At 60.7% G+C, this 15,968-nt stretch carries 14 protein-coding genes; 9 read left to right on the forward strand and 5 right to left on the reverse strand.

All coding sequences use genetic code 11. The annotated features are described in order from the left end of the window. Positions 1-376 precede the first annotated feature (376 nt). The 3 genes from TQ38_RS27910 to TQ38_RS27920 all read right to left on the reverse strand — a co-directional run bounded on the left by TQ38_RS27910 (position 377) and on the right by TQ38_RS27920 (position 2,333). Positions 377-1,147: an SDR family oxidoreductase gene (locus TQ38_RS27910; RefSeq protein WP_043976595.1), complete on the reverse strand. Its 771-nt coding sequence runs from the start codon at positions 1,145-1,147 to the stop codon at positions 377-379. Between the two features lie 98 nt (positions 1,148-1,245). Then, positions 1,246-1,380, reverse strand: a complete 135-nt coding sequence (locus TQ38_RS31365) for a hypothetical protein (RefSeq protein WP_255418007.1) — start codon at positions 1,378-1,380, stop codon at positions 1,246-1,248. 158 nt (positions 1,381-1,538) lie between these two features. Next, entirely contained in the window at positions 1,539-2,333 is a 795-nt protein-coding gene (locus TQ38_RS27920; protein ID WP_043976594.1) for an SDR family oxidoreductase, read from the reverse strand. A 109-nt stretch (positions 2,334-2,442) separates the two neighbouring features. Here TQ38_RS27920 and TQ38_RS27925 point away from each other — a divergent pair, with 109 nt between their 5' ends. Further along, entirely contained in the window at positions 2,443-3,396 is a 954-nt protein-coding gene (locus TQ38_RS27925) for a GlxA family transcriptional regulator (protein ID WP_043976697.1), read from the forward strand. 797 nt (positions 3,397-4,193) lie between these two features. On the opposite strand, the gene TQ38_RS27930 is transcribed toward TQ38_RS27925, so the two are convergent. After that, the gene (locus TQ38_RS27930; RefSeq protein ID WP_043976695.1) at positions 4,194-4,568 is read right to left on the reverse strand and encodes a response regulator transcription factor; all 375 of its coding nucleotides are present in this window, start codon (positions 4,566-4,568) and stop codon (positions 4,194-4,196) included. 209 nt (positions 4,569-4,777) lie between these two features. On the opposite strand from TQ38_RS27930, the gene TQ38_RS27935 reads away from it, so the two are divergent. The 3 genes from TQ38_RS27935 (at position 4,778) to TQ38_RS27945 (ending at position 8,987) form a co-directional block, all read left to right on the forward strand. Next, on the forward strand, positions 4,778-6,175 hold the full coding sequence (locus tag TQ38_RS27935; RefSeq protein WP_043976592.1) for an FAD-containing oxidoreductase: 1,398 nt from the start codon (positions 4,778-4,780) through the stop codon (positions 6,173-6,175). Between the two features lie 13 nt (positions 6,176-6,188). Next, positions 6,189-7,805, forward strand: a complete 1,617-nt coding sequence (locus TQ38_RS27940) for a cyclic nucleotide-binding domain-containing thioredoxin-disulfide reductase (RefSeq protein ID WP_043976590.1) — start codon at positions 6,189-6,191, stop codon at positions 7,803-7,805. 327 nt (positions 7,806-8,132) lie between these two features. Next, complete coding sequence (locus TQ38_RS27945) at positions 8,133-8,987, forward strand: alpha/beta fold hydrolase (protein ID WP_113942114.1); 855 nt, start codon at positions 8,133-8,135, stop codon at positions 8,985-8,987. A gap of 111 nt (positions 8,988-9,098) precedes the next feature. On the opposite strand, the gene TQ38_RS27950 is transcribed toward TQ38_RS27945, so the two are convergent. Next, entirely contained in the window at positions 9,099-9,935 is an 837-nt protein-coding gene (locus tag TQ38_RS27950; protein WP_082057763.1) for a pirin family protein, read from the reverse strand. Between the two features lie 196 nt (positions 9,936-10,131). Here TQ38_RS27950 and TQ38_RS27955 point away from each other — a divergent pair, with 196 nt between their 5' ends. The 5 genes from TQ38_RS27955 to TQ38_RS27975 all read left to right on the forward strand — a co-directional run bounded on the left by TQ38_RS27955 (position 10,132) and on the right by TQ38_RS27975 (position 15,737). Then, on the forward strand, positions 10,132-10,476 hold the full coding sequence (locus TQ38_RS27955) for a winged helix-turn-helix transcriptional regulator (RefSeq protein WP_370059841.1): 345 nt from the start codon (positions 10,132-10,134) through the stop codon (positions 10,474-10,476). Between the two features lie 415 nt (positions 10,477-10,891). Further along, positions 10,892-11,467: an outer membrane protein gene (locus TQ38_RS27960; protein ID WP_043976582.1), complete on the forward strand. Its 576-nt coding sequence runs from the start codon at positions 10,892-10,894 to the stop codon at positions 11,465-11,467. Between the two features lie 162 nt (positions 11,468-11,629). Further along, positions 11,630-13,270, forward strand: coding sequence for an MFS transporter (locus tag TQ38_RS27965; RefSeq protein WP_043976579.1), 1,641 nt, complete (start codon positions 11,630-11,632; stop codon positions 13,268-13,270). Then, complete coding sequence (locus TQ38_RS27970; RefSeq protein ID WP_082057761.1) at positions 13,267-14,358, forward strand: HlyD family secretion protein; 1,092 nt, start codon at positions 13,267-13,269, stop codon at positions 14,356-14,358. Before TQ38_RS27965 ends, TQ38_RS27970 begins: the two co-directional genes overlap by 4 nt. Continuing rightward, a complete protein-coding gene (locus TQ38_RS27975; protein WP_043976576.1) occupies positions 14,355-15,737 on the forward strand; it encodes an efflux transporter outer membrane subunit in 1,383 nt (460 codons plus the stop codon). Before TQ38_RS27970 ends, TQ38_RS27975 begins: the two co-directional genes overlap by 4 nt. Positions 15,738-15,968 lie beyond the last annotated feature (231 nt).

Genomic DNA, 15,968 nt, shown 5'->3' on the forward strand with positions numbered 1-15,968 from the left:
GAAGCAGCAAGCACGAAGGAGTCGCGCCGGCTATGTCAGATGTTTTGACGTTTCAACGAGGTCGGGCCATTCGACGCTAGCGTGGACGGGCCTGTACTAGGGTAGGTGTTGGCCTCAACTTTCGACCGCATCTCACGCCTCTTCAGTGCCAGCGTCAGTCTCGAACTCCGCTCTCTGGCGACGTTCGGATATCGGGGTGAACCCGGGGACAAGCCCCACTGAATGAGCGCGCAAACTTCGCGATGGAGGGGGCCTTCGGGCCAGCACGCACGATTTGTCCACGGAATGCAGTTCCGGCATCATTCTGGATTGTGCCTCAGAATGAATGACCGCGGGCACCGGCCCAGCAAAATGCCGGCCGATGCCCGCCGAACAATCAGGCTGCCGCAGGGACGGGGATCGGGTTTTCGATCATCGCGCTGTTGAAGCCGTTGAACACCTGGTGCTCATTTGCGCCCGGGTTGTTGCGGAAGTCCTTGATCGCATCGACGACGATCTCTTCGTCGTCGCTCTCCAGCTTTTCCAAGGTCTCGGCAATAAAGGCGTCGAGCGGCATGGCACGGGGGTCACCGCTCTTGCCGACCAAGTCGGTATCCACCCAGGGCGGTGCGATCTCCTGGACCCGCACCGACGAGTCACGGAGCATGAAGCGCTGCGACATGGTGAAGCTATGAAGTGCGGCCTTACTGGCCGAGTAGACGGCATTTCCGGCAAGCGGTACATAGGCCAGCACCGACGTGTTATTGATGATGACACTGCGCGGCTGTGCCTTCAACTGGGCGATCAGCGCCGAGGTCATCCTGATCGGGCCTAGGAGGTTCGTCGTCAGGATCTGCTGGCTGACATCGTCGTCAATCGCGATCGAGGCATCGTCGAACGGCATGATGCCTGCATTGTTGATGAGGACATTCAACGTCGGGAACTTCGCAGTCAGTTCGGCTGCAGCGGCTTCGATGCTCGAGGGATCCGTAATGTCGAGACGGATGCCCGCCATTCCGGGATTTGCCGCGGTAACTTCATCGATGAGGGCCTGGCGTCGGCCCGCGACGATCACTTGATTACCCTTGGCATGGAACGCTTCGGCGAGTGCGCGGCCAATTCCCGATGTGGAGCCGGTGATGAAGATGGTGTTGTCAGTGAGTTGCATGATGTCTCTCTAAGTTTTGTTGTTGAAGGCAAAGGGCAGGCCTGTCAGGCTCTGTTGGCGGTGCCACCTTACCGATCCAGTCAGTGACCGATCGTGCGTTAGGCGGTGGAGGGGTCTTCCCAGAGGAAGTGGGCGCTCTTGAGAAGTTCGTGGCAGCAATGGGGTACCGGGCGCTCGAAGGCGCCGTTTGCGGCAGGGGCCAGCGGATCAGTCCCACCTGGCGAAACGAGCATTGGAGTGCGCCTGCCTTTGGTCAGATCCTGACGAACAGGCAGGTCACATGGATGTGCGCGCACATAGGCGGCCGCTTGGGCGTACCGCCCGTTGGCCGGAGAGAGGCGATAATCCTCCATGACCTTAGCGGACAGCCGCTCCGCCGACGGCGCCTCGATCACACGCGCGCCGCGAGGTAACGGGCGCCGGGTGTAGCATGGGCGAGATCGCGCGCGATGCGTTGACGCTGCGTCTCGTAGTCATCCCACAGCGTGCCGTCCTGAAGTGGCGGAATGGTCACCACTTCGCCCAGGTCGAGGCCGGCAAGCGCCGCATCGACCATCGCATCGGCAGGCATCACGAGCGGGCTGTCGGCATAGCCGCCGGCGCCGGCGATGCCCCAGAATTCGGTCGCGGTGCCGCCGGGTAGAACCGCCTGTACCCGAACGCCCTTGTCGGCCAGTTCGTGCTGAAGTGATTGAGTGAAGGCCAGGACGAAGGCCTTCGTTCCACCATAGACGCCGTTCAGGATTTCCGGGCCAATCGCGACAATAGAGGAGATGTTGATGATCGTGCCACCACCGCGAGCGGCGAAGCCGGGCGCTGCCGCGTAGGAAAGACGCATCAGCGCGGTCACGTTAAGGTCGACCATCAGTTCCATCCGGCCGACATCGGACTTCAGCAACGGCGTCACGCCGCCGAACCCGGCGTTGTTCACCAGCATGGTGACGCCGGCATTCTCGCGCAGAACGCGCTCGACCGTGAAGAGGTCTTCTTTATCCGACAGGTCCGCAGTCATCACATTCACCGAGCGACCTGTCTGGTCAGTGATGCGTGCCGCTACCTCCTGCAGGCGCTCGGTGTTCCGAGCGACCAGGATCAAATCGTAGCCACGGTGCGCCAGGCGATCGGCATAGATGGCGCCGATCCCGGTAGAGGCGCCGGTCACCAGCGCAGTTCCCATCAGGGTCATCTCATGTCTCCAGTTGCTGCTCTTGCTGCGGTCGTTCGAAATGTAGGCTTGATACCCGTTGACCTAAATGACATATAAACGGCGTTTTAAGACATTCGGAGCGAGGGATATGCGCAAAGTCGGCTTCATCCTGCATCCAGGCTATTCGCCGATGAGCCTGGCGGTCTCGACGGTCTTCGAGCTCGCCAATCTGCAAGCGGACGAGCCGGTCTATGATGTGCGTATGCTGTCGGCGAAGGGCGGTCCTGTCCGGACCTCCGTCGGCTTCGAGGTGATGACCGCCCCGTTCGCAGGCGAGACGCTGGACCTCCTTGTCGTCGGTGGCAGCATGGAGGATGCAACGCCCGAAGTGATCGCTTTTGTTCGGACGGCCCCGCAGTTCGCTCGCCGGATCGCGGCCCCCTGCGTTGGGGCGCTTGTCCTTGCCGAAGCAGGCCTGCTCGACGGGCGGCGCGCCACAACTCATTGGATGTACGCGCGCGACATGGCGAAGCGGTACCCGCGCGTGAAAGTCGAAGAGGATAGGATCTTCATTGCTGACGGCCCCATCTGGACCTCGGCGGGGATGACGGCAGGAATCGATCTGGCGCTGGCTTTGGTCGAAGAAGATCTTGGACTGGTGGCCGCCCGCCAAGTCGCGCGAAAGCTCGTGGTTTATCACCGTCGTAGCGGCGGACAGTCCCAGTTTTCGACCCTGCTTGAACTCGAGCCGAAATCCGATCGGATGCAAGCGGTCCTCACCTACGCTAAGCGCAATCTTGCCGACCGGCTTTCGGTGGAGGATCTCGCGGAGCGTGCGCATCTTTCCCCGCGACAGTTCAGCCGGGCCTTCCAATCGGAGACCGGTCAGACACCTGCAAAAGCTATCGAGCACCTTCGATTGGAGGCAGCTAGAACGCTTATGGAGAATACCGCTCATCCGATAGATGTGGTCGCGCAGCAAACGGGTTTTGCTGATCGGGATCGCATGCGGCGGGCGTTCCTGCGCGCGTACGGGCAGCCACCCGGCACCGTACGACGGGCCGCGTACCGACATGGTGCGTCGGACCGTATTGAGGCGTGAGGCGGTGCCCTCTGGATTATCCATGGAGGATCCAGCCCATCATTAACGGGAACAGCAGACCAATGCTGCCCACACAGAGCCGGAAGCGCGCTTGAGCTGGTGGGCTGTAGATCGTCATCTCAAACCTCAAACCTCAAATTGGGTGCCGGGCCGGCACGCTGCGCGGCGGGGGAGGGCAGACGCAGCGTCACAGGGGGGCGTGTCTGAGCCGGCCCGGTCATTGCGACTATGCCGTCGGGCGATGCCGCCATACAGACGTGCGCCGGTCTGGTGTCCTCCTCCATTGGTAGGGGGAGGGGTCTTTCTTTCCACGCGAGCGCGTGTGGCCAGCATACGAAAGCGGCCGTCCCGGTTTAAGGGTGGTTGGGTCATAACAAGGCGTAGGAGACCACTATGCCCCAGAAGCCCAATTTGCTGGCAATCGTCAGCGCGCTCGCTGCCTTTACACCGTCTGTCGGATTGGTGAGAGCCAATGCGCCTGAGGAAGGCTCGCACCGTCCCCACGGGCAATTGCCTGCTCCGCTACGCGGGGCCCGGTAATCGGTTCGTCTGAAAATGGAAGCTCACCGACGCCTGACGCGCGCATGGGGTGTTTCGTGTCTTGCCTGCTCGGAACTTCGTGAACTCCACCCCTTCAAGAGTGCTACTGAACGGGACAGCCGTCTCTATACGGTTTGCAACAACCCGTTAGAGCGGCGCCATCTGGACCTTTACTATCATCTTCAAGCCCTGCAGGCCGGCACGGCGGGACTTCGGCTGAGTCCCTTGCGGTCCCGAGCATTCAGCGCTGTGACCGTTTATCTTCCCCCAGTTTGCAGCATCTGATGGACGACATGGAGCATCTCGTTAGCTTCGAAAGGTTTGCTGAGGAACAGAATGTCGGTTTCGCGCGCGCGCCGCTCAATGTTTGCAGTCGGATAAGCTGTCATTAGCAATATCGGCATCGCCTGGCTGCGGCCTCGCAGGCGACGCGCGAACTCGAGGCCGTCGATGCGACCCATCTGCAGATCGGTGATCACACAATTGCTGTCCTCGATGTGCGGATCAGCCAGCGCCTCCTCGGCGCTGGCGAACGTCCTGGCACTATGACCTGCGCTGCGAAGCAATCCGTCGAGAGCGAGGCGGATGCCCTCATCATCGTCCACCACAGAAATCTGGGGGGCAGAGTCCATTACGCTTCCATCCCGTGACATCACAAACTTCATTCGTGAGGCGATTTGCCCTCCAGGTGCAGGCGTCATCTGGTATGGGGTCAACGGCTGTGCTCGACTATCTTGGTGTCGCAACAGTCGGCCTGCAGATCCGATCCCCCCCTACGCTGGTATCGTTCTCTGGCGCGGCTAAGTCTTGTATGTCTCGCGGACGGACATTGTGGTGAGATATGATTCAACGCTTCGACGCAATCATCATTGGTACAGGGCAAGCCGGCCCAGCGCTCGCCGGCCGGCTGTCCGCTGCGGGTTGGACGGTCGCTATCATCGAGCGACATCTCGTGGGGGGGACCTGCGTCAACACCGGGTGCAAACCCACCAAGGCGCTCGTTGCTTCAGCCTATGCCGCTCACATGGCACGGCGCGGCGCGGATTTCGGAGTTGTAACCGGTCCGATCTCGATCGATATTAGCCGGGTTCACGCGCGCACGCAAAAAATCTCGCAGGACGGCCGTTCAGCGAACGAAAAATGGCTCCGCGCTCTGGACGGATGCAGCTTGATATTCGGCCACGCGCGCTTCGAAGGTCCCGACACGGTACGTGTCGGCGAACAAGTTCTCACGGCCGAGCGCATATTTATCAATGTCGGCGGGCGGGCTCTGATACCCGACTTGCCGGGAGCGGCGGACGTACCGTTGCTGACTAACAGTTCGCTGCTCGAACTTGCGGCGCTCCCAGAACACCTCGTGATCATTGGCGGCAGCTATATAGGTCTCGAGTTTGCCCAAGCCTATCGGCGTTTGGGCTCGCAAGTTACTGTCATCGAGAAAGGCCCGAGAGTCGTGTCACGTGAGGATGCGGAGATATCGAAAAGGCTGCGCGAGATGCTCGAAGCCGAGGGGGTCTCGATCCGCACCGATGCCGAGTGCATTCGCTTTGCGCCGGTCGAGCGCGGGATCGAAGTCGGCGTTGATTGTACCGAAGGAGAACCCGCGATCGTGGCAAGTCACGTGCTCATGGCGGTGGGCCGGGTTCCGAACACCGATGATCTCGACCTTGGCCGGGCCGGGGTCGAGACCGACGCGCGCGGCTATATTCGTGTCGACGATTGTCTCGCGACCTCGGTATCTGGAGTATGGGCACTAGGCGACTGCAATGGTCGCGGCGCATTTACGCACACCAGCTACAACGACTTTGAGATCGTCGCAGAGAATCTTCTCGACCGGGGTAGCCGACGTGTGACCGATCGTATCGCATGCTACGCTCTCTTTACCGATCCGCCGCTTGCTCGGGTCGGACTGAGCGCAGATCAGGCGCTTGCTGCCGGGCATTCCATCAAAATTGGTCACCGGGAGATGGCGCGGGTCGGCCGTGCGGTCGAAAAGGACGAACAGATTGGCTTCATGAAGATTGTCGTCGATGCAGGGACGGATATCATTCTCGGCGGAACGATCCTTGGCACTGGCGGAGATGAAGCGATCCACGTTATCTTGGACATGATGGCGAATGGGGCGACAGCCGACACGCTTCGCCGCACGGTCCACATTCACCCGACAATATCCGAACTCCTTCCGACGATCGCTGGCGAGTTGGGCACCATCCAGCCGGCCTCGCGGCCCACATCATGATCAGAGGTTTGCAATGGAAACGATAGGCCGCGATTTACGCGAAATGCAGCGTGTTCCGCTTGCGCAATCCCATGTCACGGCGCTGCGGGCCGCCGGCGTGGCCCGTCGCTACCCGGCGGGTACATTTGTCTCTCGCCCCGGTGAACCCGTCGACCGCTTCATTTATGTCGTCGACGGAGAAATCGAGGTGGTGAACCCCTTCACGGACGAACGCCATGTTCCTGCCACCCTTGGCCCCACCCAGTTCATGGGCGAAATCTCGTTTCTCGATGGCGGCAGTTGGTCGATGGCCATGCGGACCGTGCGCGATACCGATGTTATCGAGGTACCGCGCACGGACATGCTGCGTCTCATGTCAGAGATTCCGGAGATGTCGGATATCGTCATCACGGTCCTGGCGGCCCGCCGCCGCCGTCAGATCGAAGCCCGCGACGGAAATCTGGTCCTACTTGGCGAAGATTCCGACGGAGCAGTCCGGCGTATCGCCGATTTCGCGAGCCGCAATCGGCTACCCTACCAATCGTATGCTCTGGGAAGCCCCGAAGCTGAAGCGGTCGCGACAAGCTGCACGATCTCTGCCGATAGCCCCGCAGTCATTTTCGGGAAGGACAACGTCATAAGCGACCCGACGCCCGATAAGGTGGCTCGGTTGCTTGGTCTCAACAGGGAGTTGGTGGAGGATGAAAGTTTTGACGTCGTAATCGTCGGTGGCGGGCCGGCAGGTGTGGCGGCAGGCGTCTATGCCGGCGCTGAGGGTCTGAGTGCGCTTGTGGTGGAGGATACGGCGATCGGCGGGCAGGCAGGCACGTCGAGCCGCATCGAGAATTATATGGGGTTCCCCACCGGCATTTCAGGCGCGGATCTGGTTTGGCGCGGTGAAGTTCAGGCGATGAAGTTTGGGACGCGGTTCGCCATGCCACGCCGCGTCGCGAACCTTGAGCGACTGGGCGATGGTAAATTCTGCGCCACTTTTGACAATGGGCAGCGGGTCAGGGCCGGGGCAGTAGTAGTGGCGACCGGTGTGCAATATCGGCGACTTCCTATCGACCGGCTCTCCGCCTTTGAAGGTAATGGCGTCTATTACTCCGCAACAGAGAATGAAGCGCGCTTCTGCCGTGGGGCTGAGACCGCCGTGATAGGTGGCGGAAATTCAGCGGGGCAGGCTGCGATGTTCCTGAGCCGATCCGCGAAGCACGTCCGATTGCTGGTTCGTGGATCCTCGCTGGCGGCTTCGATGTCTCATTACTTGTCCAGTCGTCTCGAAGCTGATCCGGCGATCACGATCGAATATGGGGTTGAAGTGATCGCCGTGGATGGGGACGAGCACCTCGAAGCGCTTACCCTGCGAAATTGCGACGATGGAACGACCCGCAATTTTCCAACCTGTGCCCTGTTCGTGATGGTAGGCGCAGCCCCAAATACGGGATGGCTTTCGGGCCTTGTGGACCTCGACGAAAAGGGCTTCGTTCGCACAGGAGAGGCCGCGGGAGGCCATTCGCAATATGCAACATCATGCCCTGGAGTTTTTGCGGTTGGCGACGTACGCGCAGGTTCCATCAAGCGGGTTGCCTCCTCCGTTGGCGAAGGCTCAGTGGTGATCTCAAGTGCCTGGGAGTTTTTGCAAACCTAGTCGGGCGCTCGACAGGAAGCCGAAGGGGGGCGACCGTCGACAGCGGGCGCGGGCGGAGTGGACGTACGCAGTGCCGGCGCCGATGGAGGCCGGGATGGCACGCTCACTTTATGAGCATGCTCGTTCTTGATGCATGGTGACATACCCCTGGAAGCACGACCACTACCCAAGTATGCTACCACTGCGCGCATTCTCGTCGCATTGTCATCGCATAATCCTGTCCGCTGATCCGGCCATCCTGGGCCTCAAGTCTTACCTCTCAGCGGCGCGATACCATGGTGCTCACCGTCACCGAACGGGCGGAGCGATGCGAAAGGGAACACGGGTATGGCCGAGCTTAACGAAATGACGAACACTGCGCGCACGCAGTTCGTCGAGGCTTCAAACGGCATTCGCTATGCCTTCCGTTGCTTTGGTGCAGATACGGGAACGCCCTTGCTCCTTCTGCCGCGCTTCCGGGGCGACATGGACACATGGGACCCGGCTTTGCTTGACGTGCTGGCGGAAACCCGACCGATCGTACTGGTCGACAACCGGGGCGTGAGCTCGACAAGTGGCATCACGCCGTCGACCATCGGCGAGATGGCGCGAGACATCATCGCGTTCTGTGAAGCAGCGGCCCTACCCATTGTGGACCTACTAGGCTTCTCGCTGGGCGGCTTCGTGGCGCAGGAGATCGCCTTGATCCGGCCGCATCTTGTCCATCGTCTAATTCTGGCCGCGACTTCGCCTCAGGGCGCTCCGGACATCCATGGCTGGCGCAAGGACATTGCTGATGCCGTCCGTCTCGACGAGCCCGGCGGACCGCAACTCCTCTACACCTTTTTCAAACCGACAGAGACCAGCCAGGCTGCGGGAATGGAATATCTAGGGCGGTTTCTTGCGCGGTCGGAAGGTCGCGACACTGCCAGCTCGCTCCAAACCCGCGACGCACACTACGATGCCGTCTGTGACTGGGGGATACCGGACCATTCAAAGCTGCAGAGGCTCACCGGCATCCGTCAACCAACGTTCGTGTGCAACGGCGACGCGGATGCGATGATTCCGCCGCGTTTCAGCCATCTCATGGGCGGCCTAATCCCGAATGCGATCGTCAAGATCTATCCCGACGCGGGCCACGGGTTCCTGTTCCAGCATCACGCCGAATTCGCGCAGGACGTGAAAGCCTTCCTCGGCGATTGAAGCATTATGATCGCGTGATCGCGCAGATGAGAGCCGACAGGGACAAGCCGGATGCCATGTACCTGTCGGCCGGCCTTGCCGCGATTCGAACCCTCTCGAATGGGGTTTCGTTCAGGAATGCGATGTGCCGCCGAAGCCAGTGGTCTGAAATTCGTGAAACGCGCTTCGGATTTCGGCTTCGCTCCCCATGACGAACGGCCCGCGCGCAACGATTGGTTCGTCGATGACGGGGCTGGTGTATTGGACTAGCCGGGTTGACCCACGAGCGGAGAGATCAAGCGGTGTATCCCTCGCTTGCGGTGTGAACCAAATGACAGACCCGGCCTCGTAGGAATTTCCTTTTCCAAGCAGGACGGTGCCGTTCAAAACATACAGGAAGCTGCGTTCGTTGGCGCGAAGCGGGATTGTGCGATGGCCACCGGATTCGAGCTGAACATCGATCAGGGTCATCGGCCAGCAACTCCATTCGGGCTCGTCGTTCCCTCGGCTCCCGGCACCATAAATCCTTGCCGTTGATCCGTTTGAGGTATCCGCCAATGCGGTTGCACGGCGTTGTTCCCGCGTCCCCGGCGGGCTGTTGCGTAGTAAGCTTGGTAACGCCACCCACAGTTGCAGCGCGTGAACAGGCTCTCCGCTGGCTGGCTGACCGCCGTGGACGATTCCTTTGCCGGCAGTCATCCATTGTACTTCATCAGGACCAACTACGCCGCGATTGCCGACATTGTCGCCATGCTTCAATGCGCCCGATAGGACGAACGTTATTGTCTCGAGGCCCTTGTGCGGATGGGGGAGGAAATCGGTGCCTGCTTGGATGAAATCCTCAACCAGCAACACGAACGGCGATTGGCTTCGGAATTCACCAGGAGCAACCACAAAGCGGTTGCGTACACCCGGTGCGAGTTCCTGAATCGGCCCGACATGACCTACCCGATCGATGATGTCATCCATGCCAGCGCCCAACGGCGGTGCCAGGACGAGCCCCAGTCCCTGCTATGATCCCGAAGCCGATCTTGAGAAGTTCCATAGAAACGCTTTCGCTCGCAACTACTTGTAACCAGACTTAAATTCATGAGTTGTCGCTGTTTCGCAAGGAGGCACAAATTTGTTACCCGGAAGAACCAACGTGCCACACGATTGCAGGATCGTGGCAGACGTTCTCACGCGCATCGGCGATAAATGGTCGGTCTTCGTGGTCATGCTGCTGGGTGAGAAGGATCACCGTTTCAATGAGTTGCAGCGTTCGGTATCAGGCATTTCCAAACGCATGCTGACGCTGACGCTGCGTCGCCTCGAGAGAGACGGCCTGATCGAACGGACGGTGTTCCCGAATGTGCCACCATCGGTCCTTTATGCGCTGACACCACTGGGACGCTCGCTCCGGGGGCCCATCGACGTGCTGGGTCATTGGGCCGTCGAGAATCAGACGCAGATCGAGGCGGCGCGCGAGCGCTTTGACGTACGCTCGCCTGGCCCCCCGAGCAGTCTCTGAAGGCATCTGCAAGTTTATGATACTTGCGACCGGAGCAAAATCACTCTTTGCGTGAGCAGGCATTCTTCCAAGCAACATCTTTTACACCATCTCATTGGCATTGCGGTTCGGACCATTACTCGCAGGTAAATTCCTGAAAAATCCGATGCCGAGCCCAATAGCCCAATGGGGGGTACTGAAAGATGGGTTGCCGGGCGGCCCAGCGTTATTGTGATCGAAACTGTGACCGTTCAAGGCGAGGAGCCGGGTCACTGTATCAAGATCGACGGAAGGCTAGGGGTATCCATAAGAAGGGATGGCCCTTCAATGCCAAATCACGCGCCGGCTACTACCGTCGTATCTCTGATGCGATCTGTGCTTCGCGGTTAACTCACATGAAGCGACCCATCCGGTCGGTGAGGAGCAAGCGATGATAATGAAATCTCTCAAGATTACGGTGGCTTTGGCGGGTGTTTTGGCCGCGCTACCTGCGCTGGCGCAGGATGAAGTCCCTTTTACAGGCCCGCGCATTGCGGTGACGGGTGGCTGGGATCGCATCAATCACGACGGCGAGAACGGCTCCGGCTTCACCTATGGCGGTACGGCTGGATACGACGCTGCGTTCGGCGACATCCGCATTGCCCCGGAGCTTGAAGTGACAGGCTCCACCCAGAAATCGTGCTTCGCCGAAGCTAAGCTTAGCCACTGCGAGCGGGCAGATCGAGATCTCTACGCTGGCGTTCGGGTCGGCTATGTCGTGATGCCCAATCTGTTGCTGTACGCGAAGGCCGGCTACACAAACGGGCGCTTTAGCGACCGCTTCAGCCAGACCACCGGCGCAAATACGGTGGCAGTCACCGATCACACCAATCGCTCGGGCATTCGTGGTGGAATCGGCGCCGAATATGCGCTCACGCCACGTTTCTTCCTGACGAGCGAATACCGCTACTCGAACTATTCCGGGGACGTATCGCGCAACCAGGTAATTGGCGGGGTTGGCATGCGCTTCTAAACAGCGCTGGAGGAGCGTGCCGTTGTTCATGCCAACGCACGCCCCTCCACCATACCGGCGTATGTGTTGTTCGAAATGTAGCAACCCGTAAAGCTCAGATCGTGCCGAACCAAGGTGCAGAATGGTCGGGAACTTCCCCATCCATTCCGGAGTGCTTGTTTGATGTCTGTCGCTCGCGGCGATTACCGCTTCTCTCCAGAAGAAAAGCCGCTTTTCCCCGGGGCGCCCTATTCGCCCCGGCACAGTGGCAAAAATCGCGCCATCTATGCCTTTTCAGCGTTCGTCATGGCAATGGGCAGTGGTCTTGGAAACGGGCTGATAACATCGAACATCAACTCCATCGCGGGTGACATGGGGCTCTACGTGGTAGAAGCCAATCTCCTCGTCGCAGTCTACGTCGCCTTTAACGCCACTGCCAACCTGCTTCTGGTGAAAGCGCGGGTACAGTTCGGTATCCCGGCCACGATGCACGTCGTTTTGGGCGCTCTTGTCGCTGCACAGATCGTGCAAATTCTAGCACCCTCACTGGGTACTGCGGTCCTCGCTCGCGCGGTAAGCGGAGTTGCAGCCGGCGGCCTTACGACGTTATCGCTGTACAACATTTTCCAGGTCTTTCCGCTGAAGCTGCGGCCTGTCGCGGCTGTGGTCGGCTTCAGCCTTCCCCAACTCGCGGTCCCGGTAGCCCGAATGTTCCCCCTTGCCATGATCGCGCTCGATAACTGGCGAGGGCTGCATCTCGTTGAGTTGGCCATGGCGCTCGCTGCTTGGGCGATGCTCAATCTCATGCCGCTACCTCCCAACGTCCGGGAGAGGGCCTTCGAACCACTGGATGCGCTGACCGCCGCCCTTACCATTGTGGCGATGCTCGCGATTTGCACCGCGTTGGCGCTCGGCCGCTATTTCTGGTGGACCGACGCGGCGTTTCTCGGCTGGGCGTTCGCGATGGCTTTACCGATCTTGGGGCTAGCCCTTCTGATCGAGGATAGACGGGCGCGGCCTCTATTGTGGGTGCGCTGGTACGCAACGCGGGACATCCTGTTTTTCACGTTGATCGCGGTGGTGGTCCGCGTCTCGCTTAGCGAGCAAATCTACGCCGCGGTCGGCCTTCTGACTCTCGGCGGCCTTACCAGCGATCAGCTTCATCCGCTTTTCGTTGTCGTATTCTTCGCGATGGCGGCCGGGATCGCCACCGCATGCTTGCTACTCAAGCCCGAGCGCGTGGTAGTGATGATCATGGCAGCCGCCTTCATCATCGCGGCAGGCGCATGGCTGGACACTGGTTCGACCAGTATCACGCGGCCTGAGCAACTCTACCTTAGCCAAGCTTTAATCGGCTTTGGCACGACCCTCTTCCTTGGCCCGGCGCTGATGTTTGGCATCGGTCACATCATCAAGCGTGGACCGACCTACCTAGTTAGCTTTGTTGTCCTGTTCAGCACGACGCAGAATGTCGGCGGCCTGGCTGGTTCGGCGTTGCTCGGCAGCATCCAAGTCGCTCGCGAGCGACTTCATGCCGAGCGACTGGCAGAAGCGCTGTCCCTTGGCGATCCGGCGGTGACGGCCAGAATCTCGCAATACGCTTCAGCGATCGCACCGCGCCTTACCGACCCGATCGCGCGGGCCCAACAGGCGAACGGTCTGCTGAGCCAGGCATTGCATGCGCAGGCGAATGTTCTCGCTTTCAACGACACTTTCTGGGTCGTCACGCTTGTCGCGCTCGCAACCGGCCTCTTCATCGCTGGCGTCACGATGTTCGAATGGATGCGGAACCGCGCACCCGAAACTTCAGGGGCTCCGCAATGACCGATGTCCAGACGCCCGAGTCAGCCACCGAGATGCCTGTATGGCATCCGCCGAAGCAAGCTCCACTCGTAACTCTGGGGCTCGCTCTCGCGCTGCTCGCGGCGGTCGCTATCATCCTTCAGGTCTGGGGAATCGGACCGTGGGCCGGGCGGTCAGAGCAGACCGACAACGCTCTGGTCCGCGGGCGCACGGTCGTGATGGCGCCCCAGGTCAGTGGCTACGTTACGCGGGTCTTGGTGCGAGATTTTGCGACCGTTCGCGAAGGGCAACTGCTCGCGCTTATCGACGACGACATCTACAAAGCAAGGTTGGCGCAGGCGCGCGCCAACCTTGCTGTTCAGCTTGCGGCGCTCGCCAACAGTCGCCAGGCTCACCGCGCGCGTGCGGCCGGCATCACGAGTGAGGATGCGGCTATCACGGACGCCTCAGCGCAACTCCTGCGCTCGAAGGCCGACATGAATCGTGCGCTCGATCTGGTGAGCGATGGATCGATCTCAATCCGGGAACGCGATCAGACCGCAGCAGCCCTCGCCGCAGCCGAAGCGAACCTGCGTCAGGCAACTGCCAGAACGCAGATCGCACGCGAAGACCTCCGAACGGTCGATGTCGGCCGCGGCGGACTTGCGGCGCAAGTTGAGGTAGCCCGGGCCCAACTGAGGCTTGCCGAAATCGACTTGCTACACACGATCATTCGCGCGCCGGAAGCTGGCCAACTTGGCGAGATCCACGTTCGGCTCGGCCAGTTCGTAACAAACGGCACCTCGCTGATGGAACTCGTCCCGCCAGACCGATGGATCATAGCCCAGTTTAAGGAAAGCCAGACCAATCGGATGATGGTCGGTCAACCCGCGACCTTCACGATCGATGCCCTCGGCGGCGAGCAACTCAAAGGGCGCATAACCCGGATTGCGCCCGCGACCGGTTGGGAATTCGCTGTACTGAAGCCCGACAATGCTACGGGTAATTTCGTCAAGGTTCCCCAGCGCCTGGCAGTATTGATCGCGATCGAGCCACGTCAGGCGCTAGCAGACCGCCTCCGGCCAGGCATGTCCGTCGAGATGCGGATCGATGTGGAGGGCGGCAAGTGAGGCTGCCCAGTTACCTTCTGTTGACTATTGCTCTGTCCGGGTGCGCCGGCCCGCGTCCACCCATGCCGCCGGCAGCGTTAGTCGCAGCGCCCAGCGATTGGCGCATCGGAGGATCGCCGTTGCGTGGGATCGACAGGGACTGGTGGGTTCAGTTCGGAGATCCGGCCCTTGACGAACTGGTCGAGCGGGCGCTTGCGCAAAATGTCGATCTAATGGCAGCCGGTGCGAAGATATCTGAGGCGCGCGCTCAATTCAGACTCTCCGAGAGCCATGGTCAGCCTTCGGCTGGCCTATCGATAGGCGGTGGGCCAACCCGGACCATCAGCGCGTTCGGCGAAGGCGTTGATCAGACCCAGAGTAGCGCACAGCTGTCGGTCTCTTACGAGGTCGACCTTTTCGGTCGCTTGTCGGCCGCGACAGATGCGAGCCGGCAAACGCTCATCGCAACCGAGTTTGAGCGGGATGCGACCCGCGTCGCACTCATTTCGACGGTCGTCACCGGCTATGTAGGGCTGCGCTCGTTGGACATGCAACTGCAGACCACAATTGATACCGTCAATTCGAGGGCGGCGGAGTTGACCGTGCTACGACGTAGATCGGCTGCCGGTTATTCCTCGCAGCTCGATCTTCTGCAGGCTGAAGCCGTATTCGAGGCGGCCGCCCGGCTGGTGCCGGCAACGCGCCTTGCTATTACTAAGCAGGAAAGCGCGCTGAGCGTACTGGTCGGTGACGCGCCTGGGGCGATCGCACGCGGGGCCGACCTCGAAGGGCTTGGACCACTCGAAATTCCGCACATGCTACCAGCTGCCGTGTTGCGGCAACGACCGGATATCGCGGAAGCCGAAGCGCACATCGTGGCGGCCGATCGCAACCTGGACTCAGCCCGCGCGGCCTTCATGCCGCGCATTCAACTTTCGGCCAATGCCGGGGGCGTTGCTTCCACGGCCTTACCCAGCCCGGTCAGCCTGTTCTCGATCGGCAGCTCGATTCTCGCGCCGTTGTTCCAGGGCGGGGCGCTGCGCGCGAGTGCGGATGCGGCGGCCGCGCGGCGCGATCAGGCCGCTTTTGCATATCGTAAAACCGCGCTGACAGCCTTTCAGGAGGTCGAGGATGCGCTGGCGGGGGTGGTGCGCAATGGCGAGGAGCGGGAGACGGCCACGCGGCAGGTTGCGTCTTTGCGCGCCGCGCTCGACCTTGCCCGCCGCCGTTATCGAGCTGGCTATTCGTCCTATCTCGATCAGTTGGATGCGGAGCGGTCGCTGCTTGAGGCGCAGCTTCAGTTGATCGACCTTCATCGCAAGCGGCTGGCGTCGGTAGTGGCATTGTACCAAAGCCTCGGTGGAGGCTGGCAGCGGTCAGATCGGTATCCACAATCATAGCGCCGCTTTTATGTCAGATGCGCGGATAGGTATTCCCAGCGCAATCGAAGCGGTCGCGAGTGGCAGCGTGGAGCGCCTGCGCCTCCGGATTGGTCGCCTAGGTGCAATGGCGCGTTTTCTGTCACCGTTGCACGCCCTACATCCCAGGCCCAGCCGATTTTTTGGCGGGCAAAGGCCCGTTGATGCCCATACCAAGGTATTGGGTCGCGTTTCTCCACTCGCTAAGTGCGG

Source organism: Novosphingobium sp. P6W (assembly GCF_000876675.2).
Classification (GTDB): domain Bacteria; phylum Pseudomonadota; class Alphaproteobacteria; order Sphingomonadales; family Sphingomonadaceae; genus Novosphingobium.